This window comes from Streptococcus sanguinis, from assembly GCF_013343115.1.
Lineage (GTDB): Bacteria > Bacillota > Bacilli > Lactobacillales > Streptococcaceae > Streptococcus > Streptococcus sanguinis_H.
In genome coordinates, this window is the sequence record NZ_CP054570.1 from 1,423,932 (window position 1) to 1,445,972 (window position 22,041).

General features: G+C 44.3%; 18 protein-coding genes and 1 pseudogene. 1 reads left to right on the top strand and 18 read right to left on the bottom strand.

The window, feature by feature from the left end; all coding sequences use genetic code 11:
* Positions 1-367: 367 nt before the first annotated feature.
* Positions 368-1,939, bottom strand: coding sequence for a degradosome RNA helicase CshA (gene cshA / locus FOC72_RS06775; protein ID WP_002896096.1), 1,572 nt, complete (start codon positions 1,937-1,939; stop codon positions 368-370).
* Between the two features lie 356 nt (positions 1,940-2,295).
* On the opposite strand from cshA, the gene FOC72_RS06780 reads away from it, so the two are divergent.
* A complete protein-coding gene (locus FOC72_RS06780; protein ID WP_002896098.1) occupies positions 2,296-2,694 on the top strand; it encodes a hypothetical protein in 399 nt (132 codons plus the stop codon).
* A gap of 31 nt (positions 2,695-2,725) precedes the next feature.
* On the opposite strand, the gene icd is transcribed toward FOC72_RS06780, so the two are convergent.
* The 17 genes and pseudogenes from icd to FOC72_RS06860 all read right to left on the bottom strand — a co-directional run bounded on the left by icd (position 2,726) and on the right by FOC72_RS06860 (position 21,972).
* Positions 2,726-3,922: an NADP-dependent isocitrate dehydrogenase gene (icd, locus tag FOC72_RS06785; protein ID WP_002896099.1), complete on the bottom strand. Its 1,197-nt coding sequence runs from the start codon at positions 3,920-3,922 to the stop codon at positions 2,726-2,728.
* A gap of 1 nt (position 3,923) precedes the next feature.
* Positions 3,924-5,042, bottom strand: a complete 1,119-nt coding sequence (locus FOC72_RS06790; RefSeq protein WP_002896100.1) for a citrate synthase — start codon at positions 5,040-5,042, stop codon at positions 3,924-3,926.
* Positions 5,043-5,044: 2 nt separating this feature from the next.
* On the bottom strand, positions 5,045-7,708 hold the full coding sequence (gene acnA / locus FOC72_RS06795; RefSeq protein ID WP_002896101.1) for an aconitate hydratase AcnA: 2,664 nt from the start codon (positions 7,706-7,708) through the stop codon (positions 5,045-5,047).
* Positions 7,709-7,921: 213 nt separating this feature from the next.
* On the bottom strand, positions 7,922-8,830 hold the full coding sequence (locus FOC72_RS06800) for a magnesium transporter CorA family protein (RefSeq protein WP_002896103.1): 909 nt from the start codon (positions 8,828-8,830) through the stop codon (positions 7,922-7,924).
* A gap of 258 nt (positions 8,831-9,088) precedes the next feature.
* Positions 9,089-10,633 (bottom strand): peptide chain release factor 3, encoded by a 1,545-nt coding sequence (locus tag FOC72_RS06805; RefSeq protein ID WP_002896105.1) that lies wholly within the window; start codon positions 10,631-10,633, stop codon positions 9,089-9,091.
* A gap of 187 nt (positions 10,634-10,820) precedes the next feature.
* Positions 10,821-11,086, bottom strand: a pseudogene (locus tag FOC72_RS11730) (hypothetical protein).
* Positions 11,087-11,165: 79 nt separating this feature from the next.
* Positions 11,166-11,852 carry a YwaF family protein gene (locus FOC72_RS06810; RefSeq protein ID WP_002896107.1) on the bottom strand — a complete coding sequence of 229 codons (687 nt, stop codon included), beginning with the start codon at positions 11,850-11,852 and terminating at the stop codon, positions 11,166-11,168.
* 18 nt (positions 11,853-11,870) lie between these two features.
* The gene (locus FOC72_RS06815) at positions 11,871-12,557 is read right to left on the bottom strand and encodes a YwaF family protein (protein WP_002896108.1); all 687 of its coding nucleotides are present in this window, start codon (positions 12,555-12,557) and stop codon (positions 11,871-11,873) included.
* A gap of 107 nt (positions 12,558-12,664) precedes the next feature.
* Positions 12,665-13,276 carry an NUDIX hydrolase N-terminal domain-containing protein gene (locus tag FOC72_RS06820; RefSeq protein ID WP_002896109.1) on the bottom strand — a complete coding sequence of 204 codons (612 nt, stop codon included), beginning with the start codon at positions 13,274-13,276 and terminating at the stop codon, positions 12,665-12,667.
* Positions 13,266-14,636, bottom strand: coding sequence for a UDP-N-acetylmuramoyl-tripeptide--D-alanyl-D-alanine ligase (locus FOC72_RS06825; RefSeq protein ID WP_002896110.1), 1,371 nt, complete (start codon positions 14,634-14,636; stop codon positions 13,266-13,268). The genes FOC72_RS06820 and FOC72_RS06825 overlap by 11 nt, the downstream gene beginning before the upstream one ends.
* A 75-nt stretch (positions 14,637-14,711) precedes the next feature.
* Positions 14,712-15,758 (bottom strand): D-alanine--D-alanine ligase, encoded by a 1,047-nt coding sequence (locus FOC72_RS06830; protein WP_032914220.1) that lies wholly within the window; start codon positions 15,756-15,758, stop codon positions 14,712-14,714.
* Positions 15,759-15,976: 218 nt separating this feature from the next.
* The gene (gene recR / locus FOC72_RS06835) at positions 15,977-16,573 is read right to left on the bottom strand and encodes a recombination mediator RecR (RefSeq protein ID WP_002896112.1); all 597 of its coding nucleotides are present in this window, start codon (positions 16,571-16,573) and stop codon (positions 15,977-15,979) included.
* Positions 16,574-16,676: 103 nt separating this feature from the next.
* Entirely contained in the window at positions 16,677-18,743 is a 2,067-nt protein-coding gene (pbp2b, locus tag FOC72_RS06840) for a penicillin-binding protein PBP2B (RefSeq protein ID WP_002896113.1), read from the bottom strand.
* Between the two features lie 209 nt (positions 18,744-18,952).
* A complete protein-coding gene (locus FOC72_RS06845; RefSeq protein WP_002896114.1) occupies positions 18,953-19,645 on the bottom strand; it encodes a phosphoglycerate mutase in 693 nt (230 codons plus the stop codon).
* A 149-nt stretch (positions 19,646-19,794) separates the two neighbouring features.
* Positions 19,795-20,535, bottom strand: a complete 741-nt coding sequence (locus FOC72_RS06850) for a hypothetical protein (RefSeq protein WP_002896116.1) — start codon at positions 20,533-20,535, stop codon at positions 19,795-19,797.
* A gap of 467 nt (positions 20,536-21,002) precedes the next feature.
* A complete protein-coding gene (locus FOC72_RS06855) occupies positions 21,003-21,446 on the bottom strand; it encodes a Fur family transcriptional regulator (protein WP_002896119.1) in 444 nt (147 codons plus the stop codon).
* A 205-nt stretch (positions 21,447-21,651) separates the two neighbouring features.
* Positions 21,652-21,972, bottom strand: coding sequence for a hypothetical protein (locus FOC72_RS06860; RefSeq protein WP_002896121.1), 321 nt, complete (start codon positions 21,970-21,972; stop codon positions 21,652-21,654).
* Positions 21,973-22,041 lie beyond the last annotated feature (69 nt).

The following is a 22,041-nucleotide window of genomic DNA, read 5'->3' on the forward strand; positions in this document are numbered from 1 at the left end:
CCTGAATTTCTTACAGACTCACCTTCACCTTATTATACAACAGTTCCAGCATATAAACAAAGATTTGTGAATTTTTTTATTTTAAATAGCCGATATGTTGAATTTTGATGTCGAAATTAGTTGAAATACTTTGAATCCTGTTCTATAGCAAGAAGACCAAGAACTGTTCACAGCAGAAGTAAGGGGACTATAATTTACTTTGAAAAACAGGGCAAGTTCAATCAGCATGATTAAGGAAACTACATTGGCTCATACATATATTTCTGCAGGACTGACAATAAGGGGATCCATCAAACAAATAAAAAAGAGAGAACTTGCATTCTCTCTCGACGCTAAAATTGTCGCCAACTCTAGTTAACACCTCGCTTTATTTATCACCCTTGTTACGGATAACAAATCCGGTTTTCTTTTCGCTAGAAGTATTGCGTGGCTTCTTGTGGTCCTTGCGGTAGCGATTTTCTTTGTCAAAACGCTCGTCTTTGCGACCTTTCTTAAATTGATCGCGACGGCCACCTCGGTCACGGCGATTGTCATTGCTGCGACGGTTGCTATTTCCGCCACGACTGCCTTTGCCTTTTCCGCCAAAGCCACCGCCAGACGGTTTAAATGGCAATGGTTTTTCACGGGCAATTTCTACTTCAGGAAGGGCATCTGGATCTTGCACTGTCAAGCTGAGGATATACATAGCCAGCTCTTCTGGACTGAATTCCGCTACCAGTTTACGAGCATCCCTGCCAAATTTCTCAAAGTTAGAACGGATGCTTTCGTCAGCAAAATCACGTTCAATCTTCTTAAGAGCAACTTTTTTCTTAGCTTGGAAAGCTTCCTCTGCAGTCGCTGGCTTGAGGCCTTTCATGCGCTTCTTAGTCAGATTTTCGATAATCTGCAAATAGCCCATTTCATTTGGCGCTACAAAAGTGATAGACTGACCTGACTTACCAGCACGACCAGTCCGACCAATCCGGTGAACATAGCTTTCTGGATCCTGTGGAATGTCGTAGTTGTAGACATGGGTCACACCAGAAATGTCCAATCCACGCGCTGCCACATCTGTCGCCACCAAGACATCCAGATTGCCGTTTTTAAAGTCGCGTAGAACGCGCAGGCGCTTGCCTTGGTCCAAATCACCATGGATGCCCTCTGCTCGGAAACCGCGGATTTTCAGGCCACGAGTCAGCTCATCCACCCGGCGCTTGGTCCGGCCAAAGACGATAGACAGCTCTGGCTGCTCCACGTCCATCAGGCGGGTCATGGTATCAAATTTTTCATTTTCCTTGACACGGATATAATACTGATCCACCAGCTCCGTCGTCAGCTCTTTAGCAGCAATCTTGACATGCTCTGGCTCCTTCATGAACTTGACACCGATACGCTTGATAGCATCCGGCATGGTCGCTGAAAAGAGCAAGGTCTGACGCTCTTCTGGCACACGGGAAATGATAGACTCAATGTCTTCCAAAAAGCCCATGTTAAGCATTTCATCCGCTTCATCCAGGATTAAGGTTTCAATCTGATTCAGCTTAAGCGCCTTGCGTTTGATCAAATCCAAGAGACGGCCAGGTGTTCCTACGACGATATGAGCACCTGATTTGAGGGCCTTGATTTGCTTTTCAATACTGGAGCCACCGTAGACAGAACGTACCTTGACACCCTTGCTGCGGCCAAAACGGAAAAGCTCTTCCTGACTCTGCACGGCCAATTCACGGGTTGGAGCGATAATCAATGCCTGCACAGCAGGATTATCTGTATCAATCTTCTCCAGAGTTGGGAAACCAAAGGCTGCCGTCTTTCCTGTCCCTGTCTGGGCCTGACCAATGACATCCTTACCTGCCATAGCAAGTGGAATCGTCTGCTCTTGAATAGGGCTTGCTTCTACAAAGCCAGCTTTTTCAATCTCTGCTAGTAATTCAGCAGATAAATGTAATTCATTAAATTTCAATGTTCTTCTTCTTTCTAAAGGCGGTGCGAAGCCACCTTATAAGGCTTTTGATACTCACCTATCGAAATATACCAAGTTCTTTTCCCTTGCTAAATCTCGATTTTCTGAGAGTATTCGCTCTTCTCTTCATAAATATGGTCTCTCAAGTCTAGGCACTAAAAAAGCGCCGACTCGGTCGCTAGTTCCCACTGAATAGAAAAACTGTATTTCTGCAACTAACCTAGTATACCACAAAAGCACCTAAAAAGATAGGACTTGCCTGTAAAATATTTTATTAAAGATTCTTTTGTAAAAAATGAAAACTTGAAAATCATTTTCAAAAACATTATAATCTACAAAGAAGAAAGGAGACAGGTATGAATAAATTTTTACGAGTGACTTTCATTTTACTAATCTTAGCTATGCTGGGCGCGGCTATGATCCAGATTTTCCAGCCCCAGCTCTTGGGCAATGAGTCCATCTATGGTCTAGCTCCCTACTGGCAGCGGGAAATTGGTTTCTGGAATCTGGCTATTCTGCCTTTAGTCATTGCCACCAACATAAAGTATGATTGGTTCTATTTGCGTATGACCTTGCTGGCACTGATTCTGGGCGGGCTGGGCTTTGGCACCAACCATCTGCTAGGCTATCTGGAAAAGGCCAATCAGGCGAATCTACTGGGCTGGATTGAAAATTATCTGCTAGCCTTCTGCTGGATCATCGGCTGGGGACTGGAATATCGAAAAAGACAAAAAAGTGATGAAGAGATTGTCTAGATAGGCAGATTCTTCATCACTTTTTTCTTCACTATGGACACTTTTCTATATTGGCCAGCAGCTCCTCAGCAAATTGACTAGTGGTCAAAGCTGTTACTCCTTCCAGCTGACTTGCAAAATCCCCTGTCACTTTTTGCTCAAAGAGAGCCTTCTCAATAGCCTTAGTCAGGAGATGAGAAACCTCCGTCCAACCAATGTAATCAAAGAGCATGGCCCCTGATAAGAGAAGAGAACAAGGATTAGCCCTATTTTGACCCGCTATATCTGGCGCCGTTCCATGAGTTGCTTCAAAAATAGCATGACCAGTCTCGTAATTGATATTGGCCCCTGGCGCAATACCGATTCCTCCCACCTGAGCAGCTAAGGCATCGCTGGCATAGTCACCATTTAGATTGGTCAAGGCGACAACATCAAATTTCTCTGGATAGAGCAGAATCTGCTGCAGAAAATTATCTGCAATAACATCCTGAATAACTAGTTTTCCAGAAGCTAGCTCGTCCACATACTCTCTTTGAGCTAGTTCATAGCCCCATTTCCGAAAACAGCCCTCTGTAAATTTCTGGATATTGCCCTTGTGGACCAGAGTGACCCGCCTTAGTCCTTTGGCTAGTGCATAGTCAATAGCCGCCCGTATCAGCCGCTCACTGCCCTGCTTAGAGATAGGCTTAATCCCAATAGCAGAGCTTTCTGGGAAGCGAATCTTGTCAACCTGCATATCCTTCTGCAGGAAAGCGATAACTTTTTTGACTGCAGTCGTTCCACTCTCCCACTCGATCCCTGCGTAGATGTCTTCTGTATTTTCCCGAAAAATCGTGATATCAGTCTTCTCAGGGTGCTTGAGCGGACTGGGAACTCCCTTGAAATAACGAACCGGCCGCAGGCAGGCATAAAGGTCTAATTCTTGTCTCAAGGCCACATTCAGCGAACGAATCCCTTCTCCGACTGGGGTTTCTAGCGGGCCCTTAATAGCCACTAGATGGCTCTTAATCGTTGCCAGCGTTTCATCCGGTAGCCAGTCACCTGTCTGGTCTGCTGCTTTTTCCCCAGCCAAAACTTCCTTCCAAACAACCTTTTTCTGGCCGCCATAAGCCTTTTCCACTGCCTTATCAAAGACCAGCTGGGCATTTTCCCAGATATCAACCCCAATCCCGTCACCTTGGATGTAAGGAATAATAGGAGCATCAGGTATCAGCAATCGCCCTTTCTCAAATAAAATCTTATCTGCCATTTTATCTCCTTCCGATGGGAAGATACTCCAAACCTTGAGCACCAATATAGTTAGAACGCGGCCGAATCAGCTTATTGTTCTTGCGCTGTTCCTGAATATGAGCAATCCAGCCAGCCACCCGACTCATGGCAAAAATCAGGGTGTAGATACTGCTGTCAATGCCTAACACATGGTAAACAGTAGCCGAATAAAAATCGACATTCGGTATCAGGTGCTTGGTATGCTTCATATAGGCTTCAATTTCTTCTGAAAGCAGGTACCAGACCTCGTCCTTAGTTCCTTTTGTCAAGTCCTTGGCCATTTGACGCAGGTATTTTTCACGCGGATCTTGAGTCTTGTAAACTCGATGGCCAAAGCCCATAATCTTCTCGTGAGAGGCCAGTTTACGGTCTAGGTAGGCCTGGCAATCCCCTTCCTCTCTGATCTCTTTCAGCATATCAAAAACACATTCATTAGCGCCGCCATGAAGGGAGCCCTTGAGCGCTCCAACGGCTGCTGTCACGCAGGAATAAATATCGGTCAAGGTTGAGGCGCAGACTCGAGCTGCAAAAGTTGAAGCATTGAGTTCATGGTCTGCATGGAGCACCATGGCGCAGTTAAAAGCCTTGACTTCAAGCTCACTCGCCTCTTGTCCTTTGAGCATATAAAGGAAATTAGCCGCAAATCCCAAATCCTCCCGCGGCTCGATTGGTGTCTGACCCGACCTCAGTCTGGCAAAAGCCGCAATAATGGTCGGCATCTTTGCCATAAGTTGGATGCTCTGCTCATAGGTTGCTTCAAGAGATGCTTCCTCAGCATGGACATTATAAACACCCAAAAGACTGACCGTTGAGCGCAAGACACTCATGGGATGAAGGTGCTTGCGGGACTGGATAAGGATGCACTGCTCCACCGCATCGCTAATGGCATAATTAGCTCGCAGATCTTCCTCAAAATGCTTGAGCTCAATTTGAGTCGGCAAATGCAAATGCCACAACAGATAAATCACCTCTTCAAAACTTGCGTGGTGCTCTACCAATTCAGAAATATTGTAGCCTGCATAAGACAAGGAATCATCCACAATCTGGCTAATCCGAGTATCACAGGCAATGGTATCTTTCAAACCGTCCGTCTGACTCATGCTCACACCTCCTCTAATTTCTTTCTAACGACCATGGGTAAAATCCCCCCATTTTCATAGTAACGAATATCCGCCTCTGCATCAAAACGCAGTCGAGCTTGAAAAGCTATTTCTTCAGTACCCTTACGAGCCACCACGTCAACCAGCTGGCCAACTTGCGGGTTCTGTGGCAGATTGATGTCGAAAGTCTCCTTGCCTGTTAAGCCCAGACTAGCCGCATTTTCACCCTCTAGATACTGCAAAGGAAGAATCCCCATCATGACCAGATTGGACCGGTGGATACGCTCAAAACTCTCTGCCAGCACCACCTTGACGCCCAAAAGATTTGCTCCCTTAGCTGCCCAATCACGACTGGAACCCATACCGTAGTCTTTACCAGCTAGAACTATGGTATCAATTTGTTCTTCCTTGTAGCGCATGGCCGCTTCATAAATGGATAGCAACTCTCCTTTATAATCTGTGTAACCACCAATTTTCCCATTCGCCAATTCATTTTTAATCCGAATATTGGCAAAAGTCCCCCGCATCATGACCTCATGATTACCCCGACGGCTCCCATAGGAATTAAAGTCTTGGTAATCCACTCCGTGCTCCAGTAAATAGGAAGCAGCTGGGCTGTTTCTGGCAATATTTCCTGCTGGGGAGATATGGTCTGTCGTCACCGTATCCCCAAATTTTGCCAGCACTGCAAGATTTTTCAGCGGCTGAATGGCTAAATCATCAGCTAAGCCATCAAAGTAAGGTGGATTTTGAATATAGGTAGAAGCCTGATTCCACTGATAATTTTGAGAAGAGGCTGTCGGAATCTGATTCCATTTTTCATTGTCGTCAAACACATGGGCATATTCTTTTTCAAAAAGCTGTCGCGTCACATATTTTTGAACATAATCAGCAACCAAGTCATGCTCCGGCATCAAATCCATTAAATAGACTGGCTGCCCTTTTTGATCATAACCCAACGGCTCACTAGTCAGATCAATATTGGTATTTCCAGCCAGAGCATAGGCAACTACCAAGGGCGGACTAGCTAGGAAATTGGCCTTGACCAATGGATTGATCCGTCCTTCAAAATTCCGATTTCCTGAAAGAACAGCACTAGCCAGCAAGTCAGTATCCATAATCACTTGAGCCACTTCCGGTCGGAGATTTCCTGAATTTCCAATACAAGTAGTGCAGCCATAGCCGACAACATTGAAACCAAGCTGATCCAGATAAGTTTGCAGACCACTCTTCTTGAGATAACCTGTGACCACCTTGCTGCCCGGAGCTAATGAAGTCTTGACAGTCTTTGAAACGCGTAAGCCTTTTTCTACTGCGTTCTTGGCTAAAAGTCCTGCCGCCATCAAGACATAGGGATTAGATGTATTGGTACAGCTAGTAATGGCAGCGATGGCCACATGGCCTGTCTTAATCGTCTCCTCATAATCAGAAAATTGAACCACTGCTGACTTTTCCAGCTCGCTCTCATCTAGACCAAAGCCTCGGACCCCCGCTTCTCTGACTAAACTAGCTTGAAACTCCTCTTTAGCAGTTGTTAATTCAATCAAATCCTGGGGTCGCTTGGGTCCTGAGATACTCGGCACAATACTGGACAAATCAATTTCGACTACCTTGGTATAGTTCGGCTCAACCTTTTCATCATAGAAGAGGTGATTTTTTTGAGCATAGAGGCGGGTCAGCTCGATATGATCTTCTGACCGATTGGTCAGACGCATGTAATTGAGCGTTTCCTCATCTATCGGAAAATAACCACAGGTAGCTCCGTATTCCGGCGCCATATTAGCCACTGTTGCCCGGTCAGCCAGACTTAGATTAGACAAACCAGACCCAAAGAACTCGACAAATTTACCAACAACATTTTCCTGCCGCAAGATTTGCGTGACCTTTAAAGCCAAATCTGTCGCTGTCGCAATCTTAGGCAGCTTCCCCAAGAGACGAACACCAATCACCTCAGGAACTGGGAAATAAGAAGCCTCACCTAACATAGCGGCCTCGGCCTCAATCCCACCGACTCCCCAGCCCAGAACACCGATACCATTAATCATAGTCGTATGACTGTCCGTCCCAAACATGCTGTCCGGATAGAGTTGGCCATCCTTTTCAATGATGACATCACTGAGAAACTCGATATTGACCTGATGTATAATCCCAGTAGCAGGGGGAACCGCACGGTAATTATCAAATGATTTTTCTGCCCACTTGAGAAATTCGTAGCGCTCATTGTTGCGGATAAACTCTTGGGTCATATTGGCCTCTAGAGCTGTATCACAGCCATAAAAATCCACTTGAACACTGTGGTCAATAACTAAATCAACCGGAATCTCTGGATTAATCTGATCGGCCTGACCTCCCTGCCAGACAATAGCATCGCGCATACTAGCCAAATCCACCACGACAGAAACACCTGTAAAATCCTGGAGAATGACTCGACTAGGCTTAAAAGGGACTTCTCCTCTTGGTGATTTAGCTCGATAATGCATCAAAGAGGTAATGTTATCTTTTGTTACATCAATCCCGTCTTCCTTACGAAGAACACTTTCTAATAATATTCGTATAGAATAAGGAAGCCCTTCTATATCCCCTCCTAGTAGAGCTGAGGCTTTCCCAAGGTCTGTGTATTGGTATATTTTACCTTTGTAATTTAAATCGTTTAGGTATTCTGCCATATTTCTACCCCTCACTTATTTTAAATTGTTTTATATTATACTTTATTATGAAATTTTATGCAATAAAAATTATAATTTTTATGTTATATTTTCTAACACAAAATAACAGTTTTTTAAATATAGACCAACTGTACCAATCATTTTCTTTCCTAAGTAAGAAAAAAAACAAGCACCATTCTCAGTGCTTGTTATAGGGAAAATAATTTCAAATATTTACTTCTTATTGGCTAACCATTTAAGAAGCTTGGTTAGAAGTCCCCAGATGATTAGACTAATGACAACAATATAAATCCAGGCGTTTTTATCATTAGACAAGGGCAGAGGAACATTCATACCAAAGAAACCCGTGATAACTGCGAGTACTGCCAAAAGGACCGAAATAATGGTCAAGACCGTCAAATTGTCATTCAGATTGTTGTTCAGGATGTTATTGTAGGAGCCAGAGAGCTGGCTGAGAACTTGAGCAATCAGATCAGTCATCGAAACGAGCTGACGAGCCTCAATCATAGCATCCTCAAACTGCTCGGTTTCTAATTCATCAAAACGGCGATAAATGCCATGACTTTTGATATGCTCTAGGAGCATGCGATTCTGCTTAGCTGCAGCAACTAGATAGACCATAGAAGTTTCCAAGTCTGACAGGGCAAAAAGATGCTTTTTGGTAGTGGTCTGACGCAGGAGAGCATTAATCTCATCCTTACGCTTGTCCATCCGCTCAACAACCGGATAGTAAGAATTGGAGATCAACTCTAGACTAGCAAAGAGAAACTTATAGACCGATACTGGCTCATGACGCTCAGTATAAGACTTCATCATATCGACAACATAGGCATTATCCTGGTTGCTGATCGTAATGAGCCGTCTCTGTTGCACCACAAAGGTCATAGGAATCGTCTCATAATGTTCCTTATCTGTCGCTAGATCAAGGACATTGTAGATAAAGACAACAGTTCCATTCTCACGATTGTAATCCATGTGAGCCCGCTCGTTCTTATCCAGCGCATACTCGATGGTCTCTTTATCAATTTCATAATCCTGATAAATCCGGGCATTCTTTTTGAAACTATCTGAGTCAATGTTGATCCAGACAGACTGATCTTTTAGTTTTCTTTCCAGAAACATGGAGCTCCTTTCTACGAGATAGAATGATTCTCTAATAAACTATCCCCCAACTTCCTAAACTGTTCTTGCAAGTAAATATGCAATATTGAAGCACAAAATCAAGCAAATTAACTAACTGCCTCGCCCGATGAGATTAGTCAGGCGGCTAGCAAGGCTCCAATAGAACTCGGCCTTAGTAACTTTAGTTTGTTATACAATCATAACAATCCCATTCACTACGACACGAAGAGGCGAAAACGATTATTTTTCGCCGATGAGTTACATCTTCTCTTCCAACTTAACATCCGGATACTTGTCCGCAAACCAGCGCAGGGCGAAGTCATTTTCAAAGAGGAAGACAGGCTGATCAAAGCGGTCTTTAGCTAGGATGTTACGGCTAGAAGACATACGCTCGTCTAAGTCATCTGGCGAAATCCAACGGACAGTCTTTTTGCCCATAGGATTCATGACCACTTCAGCGTTGTATTCATTTTCCATACGGTGCTTGAAGACCTCAAACTGGAGCTGACCGACAGCACCCAGCATGTACTCGCCTGTCTGGTAGTTGGTATAAAGCTGGATGGCTCCCTCTTGCACCAGCTGTTCAATCCCCTTATGGAAGGATTTTTGCTTCATGACATTCTTGGCTGAAACCTTCATAAAGATTTCAGGAGTAAAGGTTGGCAGAGGTTCAAATTCAAACTTATTCTTGCCTACAGTCAAGGTATCACCAACCTGATAAGTCCCCGTATCATAAACCCCGATAATATCACCGGCTACGGCATTGGTCACATTCTCACGACTCTCAGCCATAAACTGGGTAACATTGGACAGTTTGGCGGACTTGCCAGTACGTGGCAGATTGACACTCATACCGCGCTCAAACTCTCCAGAAACGATACGGACAAAGGCGATACGGTCACGGTGGCGCGGGTCCATATTGGCCTGAATTTTAAAGACAAAACCTGAAAAGTCTGGACTGAGCGGCTCGACTACCTCGCCATCTGTCTTCTTGTGGCCATGCGGTTCCGGAGCAAACTTAAGGAAGGTTTCCAGGAAAGTCTGGACGCCAAAGTTGGTCAGAGCTGAGCCAAAGAAAACAGGTGTCAGTTTGCCCTCCAAAATCGCTTCTTCTGAGAATTCATTCCCAGCTTCGCTCAAGAGCTCAATGTCTTCCTTAACTTGCTCATAGAAAGGGTTAGAAGTAAACAGTTGATCGCCTTCTGCCAGAGTTGCAAAGCGCTCCTCACCCTTATAAAGCTCCAGCCGCTCATTGTAGAGATCATAAAGACCCTCAAAGCTCTTCCCCACGCCAATTGGCCAATTCATCGGATAGCTGGCAATACCCAAAATCTCTTCCAATTCTTCCAACAAGTCCAAAGGCTCGCGACCGTCACGATCCAGCTTGTTCATAAAAGTGAAGACTGGAATACCACGATGCTTGACAACCTCAAACAATTTCTTGGTCTGAGCCTCAATACCCTTGGCCGAGTCAATAACCATGACCGCAGCATCCACTGCCATCAAGGTCCGATAAGTATCTTCTGAAAAGTCCTCGTGCCCCGGTGTATCCAGGATATTGACCCGCTTGCCATCGTAGTCAAACTGCATGACAGAGGAAGTCACTGAAATCCCCCGCTGCTTCTCAATATCCATCCAGTCAGACTTGGCAAAATTACCCGTCTTTTTCCCCTTGACCGTTCCAGCTTCACGAATCTCGCCTCCGAAGTAGAGCAACTGCTCCGTGATGGTCGTCTTCCCCGCGTCCGGGTGGGAGATAATGGCAAAAGTCCGGCGTTTCTTAATTTCTTCTTGTAAAGTCATCTTCTTCTCTTTCTTTCATTTAGGATAATGGTAAATCTTAGTATTTGTTTTTTTATTTTAGATCGGAGTCTTTCAATCCTTTCAACCTACCTATTATAGCGGATTTAGCGCTTTTTTTCAATTATCTAAAGAAGATAAAAATCGCCCTTCCGAGCGATTCTATTCTCCCACGTCAACTAAATTTCCTTTAAAATCTAACAATGGCACAAATTGCAAAGATTGAGTTCAACCCCAGTAAATTGAGCAGGCAATTTTCTGATTTCCAGTTCTTCTTTCTCTTCAGCTGTCATGGAAAAAATGGCCTTATTCCGTTTCAAGAGATAGAGGATCAAGCCATCCGCCAGTTGTTAAGAAAGCCCAAAATTTGGGATGTTTCATTCTGCTAATAGAAGCGTCTAGCTCGACCAGCTTAAAGAGTTGATAGACAAATAGTCCGTTTGTTACTAGAAGCAAAGCAGGGCGTGATAAGGCTTCCTAATTTAAAAAAACTCCTGCCACATTAACTTGACAGGACTTGTAAACTTGAGATGAATTAACTGCGGACCAAACTTAACTGCTTTTTCCACCGTTTCTTAAACAATATATCAAAGAGAACCAGAGCCAGAGAAAGGATGACTGACACAAGAAGATACTTTAGCCATAGGGGTGCGTTAGGGATAAAAGGCGGACTTTTTAGCAGACCGTAATTGCCTCCTGTCACTTGATTAACGCCGACTAGGAAAAGATTGAGCCCAAAGGTGTAAGCTACAATCATATATTTCTTGAGCAGGCTCTTGTCGTAGTGATTCATCAGATAAATCAAGGAATTAACCAAGAGAGCATAGTGACCAATCAGGAAAGAGAAGCTGGTAATGTGCGGGAAATCGTAGGGGTCAAAGACTGGATAGCCCAAGGCAAAGACCGCTCCGCTGGCTCCTAATAGAGCAAAATACTGCTTGCTGCGCCATTTATCTGGCAGAAAGACCACTGCAAACATCGCCAAGCGGCAATGATAGAAGGGCAGACTATTGGAAAAGGGAATTCGAAAACCAAAATACCAGCTATAAAGCATCAGCAGCTGGGCAATCTGAATCCACTTAAAAGCTTTAACAAAACGCGGATTATCATGATATTTGAGCGAGCTCCAAATAGACAGCAAGACCAGAGCAATCATCACAGCATACCATAAAATCGAGATAGGCGGTGCCACCGTTTTTGTCGTAGTTAAAAAATCTTTCATAAATCCTCCGTTAGATGATTAGGTTAGGGTGACTGTCTTGGTCTGCTCGACGCGCTTAAAAATTTCAGAAACCAAGCAAACTGCTGCACTTAAGACAATTGAGACAAGCAGATAATTGAGCAGGAGCCCGTGATTGCCAACAAGCGGCGGATCTGTAAGAAATCCATAAGAACCCTTTGTCAACATATTGATAACAAGCAAAAACGCATTCATCAGAAAGGTCGTCCACACCACTCGCTGCCAGTTCATAGAGAAAGTATGATAATATCTGAAAAGATAAATCAAACAATTTCCCAAGAGCGCTAGATGGCCGATGATAAAGGACAAAATAGTGATATGGGGAAAAGGGTAAGGATCAAAAATCGGATAAATAAAGGCTACAATCGAGCCAAAAGTCCCCAAAAGAGCAAAATAGAATTTATAAACTGAGCGATTAGGCAGAAACATCAAGGCAAACATGGCCATTCTGCAATGATAAAAAGGCAAACTCTCAGACAGCGGGGCAGCAGTCAGTATATACCAAGAGTAGAGGCCTATCAGCTGGCAAGCTTGCATCCCGACAAATAGCTGCTGGTAAGGCTTCCGATTGTAGTAGCGATAGGAAAGCCAGATAATCGCAAAGACCAGCCCCAAAAGAACAAAATACCAAAGTCCCAGTTGAGGCGGTTCGGTTTTATAAGTTGTAAACATATCTCTTATTCCCATCTCCTAGGCTCCCATTCTAATATAAGGTTTGAACAAGGCTGAGTCTGCCTGTTGTTGCAATAATTTCTAGCTTTTTCAGACAAAAAGTATCCCAGAAACTTACTTCACTAATCCAAATACTGTTCTCTATCTCCTTGATAAATCTCCCAAAGGATTTCCAACTGTTCTTTTGTCGTCCGCTTAGAAGATAATTCTGGTAAAGATTGGATAGCAAAGAAAGCTAACTCTTCTATTTCTGTATTAGGCTGAAAATCTCCATCCTCTATCTGACACTCGAAGACCAGTTTAGCATATTGCTTACTCTGAAATTGAAATTTATTAGTATCAAAAATTGCAAGCAGACGAGAAACTGAAACATTAAATCCCGTTTCTTCTTGGACTTCCTTGACGATATTTTCCTTAGGAGATAGGCCGACTTCACAAAAGCCGCCTGGTAAAGCCCAAGTTTTCTCATTTTTACCCTTGACTAAACAGACTTTTCCGTCTCGAACCAGTACAGCTCGGACATCAATCAAAGGAGTGGCATAAAAATCCGTTGGGCGCAACAGCTCTGCCAATTCTTTCCCATCCAAATCTGACCAATCAGCCAGGAGGTGTCCCAAAAGCTGACGGAGTTCTAAGTAACGTTCTCGATCAAATTCATCACGACTAAATGCTAGACCTGTCTCTGTAATAGAAAGGAGACGTTGAATGGTTTTTGCAATTTCTTTAGTTTCCATCTTCCAAGTCCTCTACCAGCTTCGCCAGATTCATAGAATTGCTGCCTTTGAGAAGAATTTGGTCGGCAGGAGTCAGCTTCTCTCTGACAGCTTGTTTCAGCTGTTCAAACTGGTCTTTCTCGTCATTTTTGATAAAGTATTGCACCTTGCCTGGCGGGTAAATCTCCTTGGCATAGTCATAGAGGGCTTCCATGTCCTGTCCATAGAGGAAAAGGTCGGTCACAATTTCTGGATTGAGACTGGTAATCATCGAGCCATGCATGGACTTAGAGTCCGCTCCCAGCTCTTTCATATCCGCCAGCACTGCCAATTTTCGTCCGCCTGGATTGGTCGGAATGGTCGAGAAAGTCTCCAGAATCAAGCGCATGGCTGTTGGATTGGCATTGTAGACATCCGATAGGATATCTGCGCCATTGGAAGCTTTCTTCCACTCCGTTCGATTGCGGGTCAGCTCCAGCTCAGAAAAGGCTTGAGCAATTGCCGCCTCAGATACACCCTCCTGCAGAGCTGCATAGGCCGCAATCATGGCGTTGGTCGCATTGTACTTACCGGTCACAGGCAGGTCAATCCTTTGCTCTAAAAAGTTGCATTCAAAGCTCAAGCTGTCCTTGCGCTCTTCCAGACGCGTCAGGAAGATATCCGAATCAGGACCAAAGCGAACTAGTTTGCAGTCTGCTGGCAGAAATTCATTGACAATCTTATCCGCCGGAACAATCAAGAGACCATCTTTTCTCAAACCGTCTGCAATCTGCATCTTGCCTTGAGCAATCTCAGCTCGGCTGCCGAAAAATTCCAGATGGGCTTCTCCGACCAGAGTTACAATGCCCGTCTTAGGTTTGGCAAGTTCAGACAGGAGATGGATATCGCCCAAGTGATCCTGCCCCATTTCTAAGACAAGTTTCTCTGTATTCTCAGGCATGTGAAGAATCGTGTAGGGCAGACCGATTTCGTTGTTGTAATTACCTTGTGTCTTATAGGTTTTGTAACTGGTTGCTAGTAGCTGAGCCAGCATATCCTTAGTCGTCGTTTTACCGTTGGAACCTGTCACTGCCAGAACATCCACCTGCATCTTTTCCAGATAATATTGGGCCAAGCGCTGAAAGGCTGTCAGGACATCATCGACCAAGATATAAGCCCCCTCTGCCACTGGACGCTCAGATAGGGTGGCAGCAGCTCCCTGAGCAAAGGCTGTTGGGATAAAATTGTGACCGTCACGCGCTCCCTTAAGCGGCACAAAGAGGTCACCTGAGCCAATCAAGCGGCTATCAAACTCAGCATTTCTTAGCACGACATTTTCAAACTGAGTCACATCATTTTTCGCAGACAAGACTTCTGCAATTTCATATAAATCTAATATCATACTTCTTCCTCGTTTTTCGGTTTGCTCGCAAAAAGAAAGGACCGAAAATTTTCAGCCCCTCTATTATATCATATTTTAGAGAAGATGCGCCTCTCTCTTAGCAAATGCCTCTTCAGCTAGACCAACTAACTTCTCAATCAAGTCAGGATAAGCCAGCCCCATATTTTCCCAAAGCAATGGATACATAGACCACTGGGTAAAACCTGGCATGGTATTGAGCTCATTAAGGAAGACCTGACCATCTTCAGCATAGAAGAAATCACAGCGGGACAGTCCCAGCCCCCCCAGAGCTCGGAAAGCGGCCTCTGCATTTTGACGCATCAGACTCACCACTTCGTCTGGAATCTTGGCCGGAATATCCATGGTAATCTTATTATCAATGTATTTGGCTTCGTAGTCATAGAAAGCCACGTCCTTGACCACTTCTCCAGGCAGGGTACTCTTGACGTCAACATTGCCCAGAAGTCCAACCTCAATCTCGCGAGCCGTCACTCCTTGCTCAACCAGTACCCGGCTGTCGTATTTGAAAGCCAGGTCCAGAGAAGCACGCAGTTCTGCTTGGTTCTCCGATTTAGAAATGCCGACACTAGAGCCCATATTGGAAGGTTTGGTGAAGACTGGATAGGTCAATTTCTCCTCGATTTCTTGAATCTTTTGCTCTAGATCCTCTCCATCAACCAGCGCTACATAAGGCACTTGGGCAATGCCTGCCGATTCCAGCACTCGCTTGGTCGTAATTTTATCCATGGCTAGGCTAGAAGACAAAATATTACAGCCGACATAAGGCATTTTGAGCACTTCTAGGAAGCCTTGAATAGAGCCATCTTCGCCCATGGGACCATGCAAGACTGGAAAGACCACTGTTCCATCTTCGTAAATATCGCTGGGCTTGATCTTCTGAGACATATCAACTGTGGCATTGGTCATCAGCTTCTCATCAGCCGCTGGCTTTGCTTCAAATTCCTGAGTTTGGATAAAATCTCCATCCTTGGTGATGAAGTAAGTCTTCACCGAGAATCTATCATAATTGACAGCCCGCATGACGCTCTCAGCTGATAAAACCGAAACTTCCCGCTCTGCACTGCGTCCGCCATACAATAAAATCAATCTTTGTTTTGCCATGATTTTTCCTATCATTTTCTAAAAATAGTACGATTTACAAAAGCTGCCAGCTCGAAATAAAACAACCCAAAAATCTTGGTTTTGCATCAATCTAGCTGATGGATTCTTCTAAGCAGGAGCTTCTGTATCAGTCCGTTTTAGTATATCACAATTCCCAGCATTTTTGAACAGAAAAAAGGACTCTTCCAGCCAGCTAGAGCCAGAAAAATCCTTTATGTTTATAATTCCGTCCGATTTTCGATAGCGCGAATCAATGTAACCTCGTCCGCATATTCAATGTCGGAGCCAACCGCCAAACCACGCGCTAGCCGAGTCACCTTAATCCCAGCGGGCTTCAGAACCCGTGAGATGTACATGGAGGTCGCTTCGCCATCCGCAGTCGCATTGGTCGCGACGATAACCTCCGTCACTTCACTATCCATCAGACGAGTAATCAGACTCTTGAGATTGATGTCGTCCGGTCCAACGCCGTTCATAGGTGAAATCAAGCCGTGCAAGACATGATAAAGTCCGTGGTATTCCTGGATATTTTCCATGGCTGACACATCTCGGCTGTCCTCAACGATCAAAATAGTCGATTGATCGCGCGACTGGTCTTGACAGATAGCACAAGGGTCTTCGTCCGTCAAGTTGCCGCAAACAGAGCAGTAGCTCAGCTCACGCTTAGCTGCCAGCAGATTCTTAGCAAATTCATTGACATCGTCATCGCTCATGCCAATAGTGTAAAAAGCCAGTCGAGTGGCTGTTTTGATGCCAATGCCGGGCAGTTTTGAAAAACTGTCAATCAGATTGGCAATAGGGGTTGGGTAAAGCATAAAATCCTTTCTCTATTCTCAAAAAATCTCCTCAAACCAGATTGCTCTACTTGAGCACTGACAACTTAAGCTTTCTCCGTTTGCTGATGATTTTCATTGAGCACTAATTCATAGGGTGTTGTTGATTGTATAGATTGATAATATCACGAGTGATACTGTGGCTGACAGTAGAAGATAGGTCCGTATTGTGAGGGAACACCACCGCCACCGCAATCTGCGGTTTCTCACTTGGTGCATAGGACACGACATTGGTATTGATGGCTTCTTTCTTGCCCTTGTCCACAAAGGTCTCAGCCGTACCAGTCTTGGCACTGATTGGCACGCTCTCTCCCTGGGAAATGGTCCGGCCAGTCGTAAAGCCACTGCTGCCATGAACCACTTGATAGAAGCCTTGCTTGATAATGCTCATATCTTCGTCAGAGATATTGACCTGGTTCAGATCCTTGGTGTCAATTTTCTGCACCAAATCACCGAGTCCTCCTTGGTCGCTGTTACCGTAAATGCCTTCAACAATATGCGGAGCTACACGCTTGCCGTTATTAGCTACTGTTGAGGCATACTGGGCCAGCTGAAGCGTTGTATAGTTGTCAAACTGGCCGAAAGAATTGGTCAGATAGTTGGCAAAGGTAAACTTATCTGGAAGATAACCTGTGGACTCATTTGGCAAATCAATCCCTGTCGAAGTGCCCAGACCATACTCCGCAAAAGTCGACCGTAGCTTTTTCATGGACGGATCCAGCTCATCAAAATCCAGCTTCATATCCGCTGAGTAAGGCGTCCCCATCATCTTCAGCGCTACCTGCACCATATAGGTATTGGAAGAGTATTCCAAGGCCTCTTGGGCTGTGATAGCACGTGAACCATACTGGGTAAACCAAGAAGTGATACTGTCCGTACCGCCAAAGCTAATCGGCTGGTCTGTCAGGACTTGGTTGCCGCTAATGGCATTATTCTCCCAGCCCGAGGTCAGAGTTGCAGCCTTGACAACAGATCCCGGAACAAAGACATTAGTCATGGTCCCCAGAGCATCGACCGAGCTTTCTCCCGTTTCCAGATCGTGCCGGATGCCTGCCATGGCTAAAACGGCGCCGGTATTGGGATCCATAGCTACGGCATAAACACCCTCAGAGTAAGTTGCATTGCCACTAGCCAACTCTGCATTAAAGGCATTTTTGAGAATGTCCTCCACTCCCTGCTGGAAGCTCAAGTCCACCGTCAGCTTGAGATTGTCGCCCTTACTGCCGTCAGAGATATTTTCCACACTCTCCATATTACCATTTTTGTCCAGATGAATCTCCTTCTCAGCTCGCTTGCCTTGCAGGACTGACTCATACTGCTTTTCCAAATAGGAGGTCCCCACCCGGTCATTGAGGGAGTAGCCTTTTTTCAGGTAATCATCCACTTCCTCAGCCGGAAGTCCAGTCTTTTCTGTCGAGATATTACCCACGATGGAAGCCAGTGAGGTATCCAAGACCTTGCGGTCCCAGCCCGTTGAGACACTGATACCCGGCAGCTCTTTGCTGCTAGAAGCCAGTACAGCCACCTGCTCTGTTGTCAGCGGATCTGTCTGGATGGTCCCCGTCGCAAAGTTGGAAATTGCATTCATCTGACTAAAGAGAACGATGGCCTTCTTTTCCTCATCCGTATAGCCCAGCTGCTTAGGGTCAATGCTCTCAGCTGCCGCCTTATAGATTTTGGACTCAGGCAGGCGATTGCCGTCAGTATCAAATTTCTTGTCCTTGGGCAGCTTTTCCACCACTTCCTGATAGACTGCGCTGTCCGCCAAATAATAATCCACCTCTTGGCGTTCTGTCACCTCAGTATCGCTGACATTGACATAGGTCAGGAGCTTTTGAGCTGTCGCTCGAATCTCTCCAGCCGTCAGCCGATTATCCCGTGTATAGGTCACCACCTGCTTGGTCGTATTTTCCACCAAGGGCTTGCCGGTAGCATCATAAATCTGCCCACGAACTGAGCTAGTGGTAATCTTGGTCTTGCTGGCCTTGGCCAACTTATCCGTATAAAAGTCCTGATTGACCACCTGCATATAGCCCAGACGGGCAATCAAGGCTAAAAACAAAAACATCACAATCCCAAACAGCAGATAAAGCCTTCTGGTGATGGAATGACTGTCAAATTTTCTCTTCTTCCTTGCCATCTTCTCTCTCATTCTAGTAAAAGTTCTGAACTTTATTTTACCATAAATCCAGCTCAATGAATGTTTCAAAACTGATAGAAAATCTGAAAATGTGGACGAGTTTAGAGGAAATCCGCTAAACCTCGGAACAGAAAAGACTTGCCGGCTAGACTTCCAGCAATCCTTGTTCTTCCTCTCTGGAAAAGCAAAGAACCTGAGAATAATCTCAGATTCCTTTAAGCTTATTTTCCAAGGTAGTATTCTTTTACTACGTTCAATTTTTCGTCAAATTCGAATACCAATGGTGGGAAGTTTGGAATTTCCACATCCATGATTTCATCGTCAGACAATTGTTTGATGTGCTTCACAAGAGCACGGATAGAGTTACCGTGTGCACCTACAAAGACATTTTTGCCATCTTTCAAAGCTGGAGCAATCTTGTCTTCCCAGAATGGAAGGGCACGCTCAAGTGTCACTTTCAAGTTTTCAGCATCTGGAATTACTGAGTCGTCAAGTGAAGCATAACGACGGTCAGTGTGTGCTGAGTACTCATCATCACGTGGCATTGCTGGAGGCAATACATCGTATGAACGACGCCAGATATGCACTTGTTCATCACCAAATTGCTCAGCTGCTTCTGCCTTGTTTTTACCAGTCAGACCGCCATAGTGACGCTCATTCAAGCGCCATGATTTTTCAACTGGTACCCAAAGCTGATCAGCCGCTTCCAAAGCAAGGTTAGTTGTCTTAATCGCACGCTTCAAAACTGAAGTGTAAGCTTGGTCAAACTCGATACCAGCTTCTTTAATCAGTTTACCAGCGTCGATTGCTTGCTGAGTACCTTTTTCAGACAAGTCAACATCAGCCCAACCAGTGAAAAGGTTAGCTTTGTTCCATTCAGACTCACCGTGGCGAGCAAAAACTAATTTTACCATTAGATGGATTCTCCTTTTATTTTCCGAGGAAACCCCCGTTTATCTATTCTATTTTACAAAATTTTCGCCTAAAAAGCTAGCCTATTTCGTCAAATCAGACCTTTTTCAACAAGAAAGCGCTTTTGTATTTCCGAGCAGAAACCTTTGCCCTAACACCCACCAGATAGATAAACCTCGTTGGCTTCCTTAAGCCACCAAGTCCGCCGCCTGTCTATCAGTTGATGAATGGCCAACAAGCCTGCTACTATCCAGTTACAAAGCATATTGACAAAGACAAAGAGCTCTACTCCCTTAGTCTGCTGGGCGGGAGTTAGCTGAATTTGCTTGACAATCAACGATTCTCCTTCCATTTCGTAAAACTTAGGCATATAAGCACTTAATAAGATGATAACAAAGATAAAGAGAGTAAGCTGAACTGGCCAAGAATAAAGAATTTTATGAAAATGCTCAATCCTCAAAGAGAAGGTAAAAAATCGCTTAACACGCTCTCTTGCTACAAAAAGGATAAATAAGGGAATGTAGCCAAAAAGTGTCACACTAAATAAGGTGGGATTATGAGAACTAGAAGGAATAAATCTACTAAATCCATAGTCGCCTGTCCATAGAAACCAGCCACCTATAACCTGTGGCAACCAATAAGATAGAATGATAATGAGCAGTGTTGAAGTAATCCCAATTTTGACACTCCATACTCGCTTCACTTTTTGATAAATAAGAAAAAGACGTGAGCGATCCACACTGTTTTGAGGAAGATTTTCCTTTATTAGCTTGCCACAGGAAGGACAAATAGGATAGTCCGATTCCCCTTCAAAAAGAAGATGACGGCATTCCAAAAAAGGTGATTCTCTGCTTCCTGATATCTCTTCCTCCCAATCTCTTCTCCAGAACATAAGACCTCCTAAAAATCTAACCTACCCACAAAGTAATACCCCTTAAAGATTTCGATACTACAGACTTATGATGAATTTACTTATATTGTAAATCCTTCAGAACTCTTTGAATCTCTTTGTACAAGGCTTTATTCTGCTTTCATTATATCAAAAGAGAATTGGCCTGTAAAATAATAGCATAAGTATATAAGGGGTTGTCCTTAAAATATCTGATCTTGCTAAGTGCTGTACTTGACTAGGTACCAACGTCTCTAAGCTCAGATGATATCCTGCGAACATGCCTTGCTAAAACACATAGAAAAAGGCTAAGAGACATAAGTTCTAGCCTTGCTTTTTATTAGAAATAGAATCTTGACGCAATAGCCGATTGTCAAATTGCTGCTTTGAAGTTGCAGATAGAATTTGCGAAGCGAGTCACAACTTTGTTCGTCTTTGAGGCTCCAAAAAGCTCCTAATCATCCTCGCAGTCACACCGCCTCCTGCTGGCATTGGGGGCATAGGCCATAGACAGTCGTTTGGCTTTGGGTGATGTGGTAGCCAGTCTGTACTTCAGCCTCATGCTTCACATCCGGAAGTTCCAGCTCCATATCAGCAATACGGCCGCACTTTTCACAGATGACATTGAGGTGCTGATGGCCCATAAAGTCAAAGTAGGTTGTCGTATCATTGCGAACCTTGAGCTCAGCGACAAAACCCTCATCAATCAGAACCTTGAGATTATTATAGACTGTTGCCAGACTCATATTAGGGAAATTGGGCTTCAAGTCCTGATATATCATTTCAGCGCTCGGATGGTCGTGACTTTGGATAATATAGTCAATTACCGCCTTCCGCGTTTCTGTAATACGCACGCCCTTGGCGCGCAAATGGCCAATTACTTGGTCAAAATCATGCTGATGTTCTTGTTTCATTATTTACTCCGTTATAGCCTCTCATCTAAGTCATTACCATTATACCATGACTAGGCTTACTTGGCTATTAAGAATGATTGTAAATAAGCTAAAAAGAAAAAAGCAGGGCAGAACTAACCAAAGTTCAGCCTCCTGCTTCTGCATGATTGCTTATCCATTTAAGGCAATGCAAGCTTTAAACTAATATCTTTTTCCAAACCTCGCTCTATGCTTGGAATCTCTTCAAGCTTGCTAAATAAAGGGAACCACCTATGATAGAAAGAATAGCACCAATCCAACCCAAGAAGTCATTAAAGGTAAAAATTCCACCTACAATCATCAAGATAGAGCCTGCTGGTCCTACACGATTGTCATCCTTATAGTAGACAATACCAGCAATCCCCAAAGCTAGGATTGCAATTTTCAGGATGTCAAATACACCTAGCATAAAATAAATAACCCAAATGAAGAAAGGCCACAAAAGTAGAATAATACCACCAATAAGTCCAACAAGTCCATTTACGAGTGCTAATGTTTTTGTCTTCATCAACAGTCTCCTTTGTATAATTTTTTACTAAAATAGTTTACCATATTTACTAGAAAAATACAAACTTAT

Coding starts and splice junctions, on each gene's coding strand:
- FOC72_RS06780 (WP_002896098.1), top strand. CDS start 2,296: ATGAATAAATTTTTACGAGTGACTTTCATTTTACTAATCTTAGCTATG.
- icd (WP_002896099.1), bottom strand. CDS start 3,922: ATGGCAGATAAGATTTTATTTGAGAAAGGGCGATTGCTGATACCTGAT.
- FOC72_RS06790 (WP_002896100.1), bottom strand. CDS start 5,042: ATGAGTCAGACGGACGGTTTGAAAGATACCATTGCCTGTGATACTCGG.
- acnA (WP_002896101.1), bottom strand. CDS start 7,708: ATGGCAGAATACCTAAACGATTTAAATTACAAAGGTAAAATATACCAA.
- FOC72_RS06800 (WP_002896103.1), bottom strand. CDS start 8,830: ATGTTTCTGGAAAGAAAACTAAAAGATCAGTCTGTCTGGATCAACATT.
- FOC72_RS06805 (WP_002896105.1), bottom strand. CDS start 10,633: ATGACTTTACAAGAAGAAATTAAGAAACGCCGGACTTTTGCCATTATC.
- FOC72_RS06810 (WP_002896107.1), bottom strand. CDS start 11,852: ATGAAAGATTTTTTAACTACGACAAAAACGGTGGCACCGCCTATCTCG.
- FOC72_RS06815 (WP_002896108.1), bottom strand. CDS start 12,557: ATGGGAATAAGAGATATGTTTACAACTTATAAAACCGAACCGCCTCAA.
- FOC72_RS06820 (WP_002896109.1), bottom strand. CDS start 13,276: ATGGAAACTAAAGAAATTGCAAAAACCATTCAACGTCTCCTTTCTATT.
- FOC72_RS06825 (WP_002896110.1), bottom strand. CDS start 14,636: ATGATATTAGATTTATATGAAATTGCAGAAGTCTTGTCTGCGAAAAAT.
- FOC72_RS06830 (WP_032914220.1), bottom strand. CDS start 15,758: ATGGCAAAACAAAGATTGATTTTATTGTATGGCGGACGCAGTGCAGAG.
- recR (WP_002896112.1), bottom strand. CDS start 16,573: ATGCTTTACCCAACCCCTATTGCCAATCTGATTGACAGTTTTTCAAAA.
- pbp2b (WP_002896113.1), bottom strand. CDS start 18,743: ATGAGAGAGAAGATGGCAAGGAAGAAGAGAAAATTTGACAGTCATTCC.
- FOC72_RS06845 (WP_002896114.1), bottom strand. CDS start 19,645: ATGGTAAAATTAGTTTTTGCTCGCCACGGTGAGTCTGAATGGAACAAA.
- FOC72_RS06850 (WP_002896116.1), bottom strand. CDS start 20,535: ATGTTCTGGAGAAGAGATTGGGAGGAAGAGATATCAGGAAGCAGAGAA.
- FOC72_RS06855 (WP_002896119.1), bottom strand. CDS start 21,446: ATGAAACAAGAACATCAGCATGATTTTGACCAAGTAATTGGCCATTTG.
- FOC72_RS06860 (WP_002896121.1), bottom strand. CDS start 21,972: ATGAAGACAAAAACATTAGCACTCGTAAATGGACTTGTTGGACTTATT.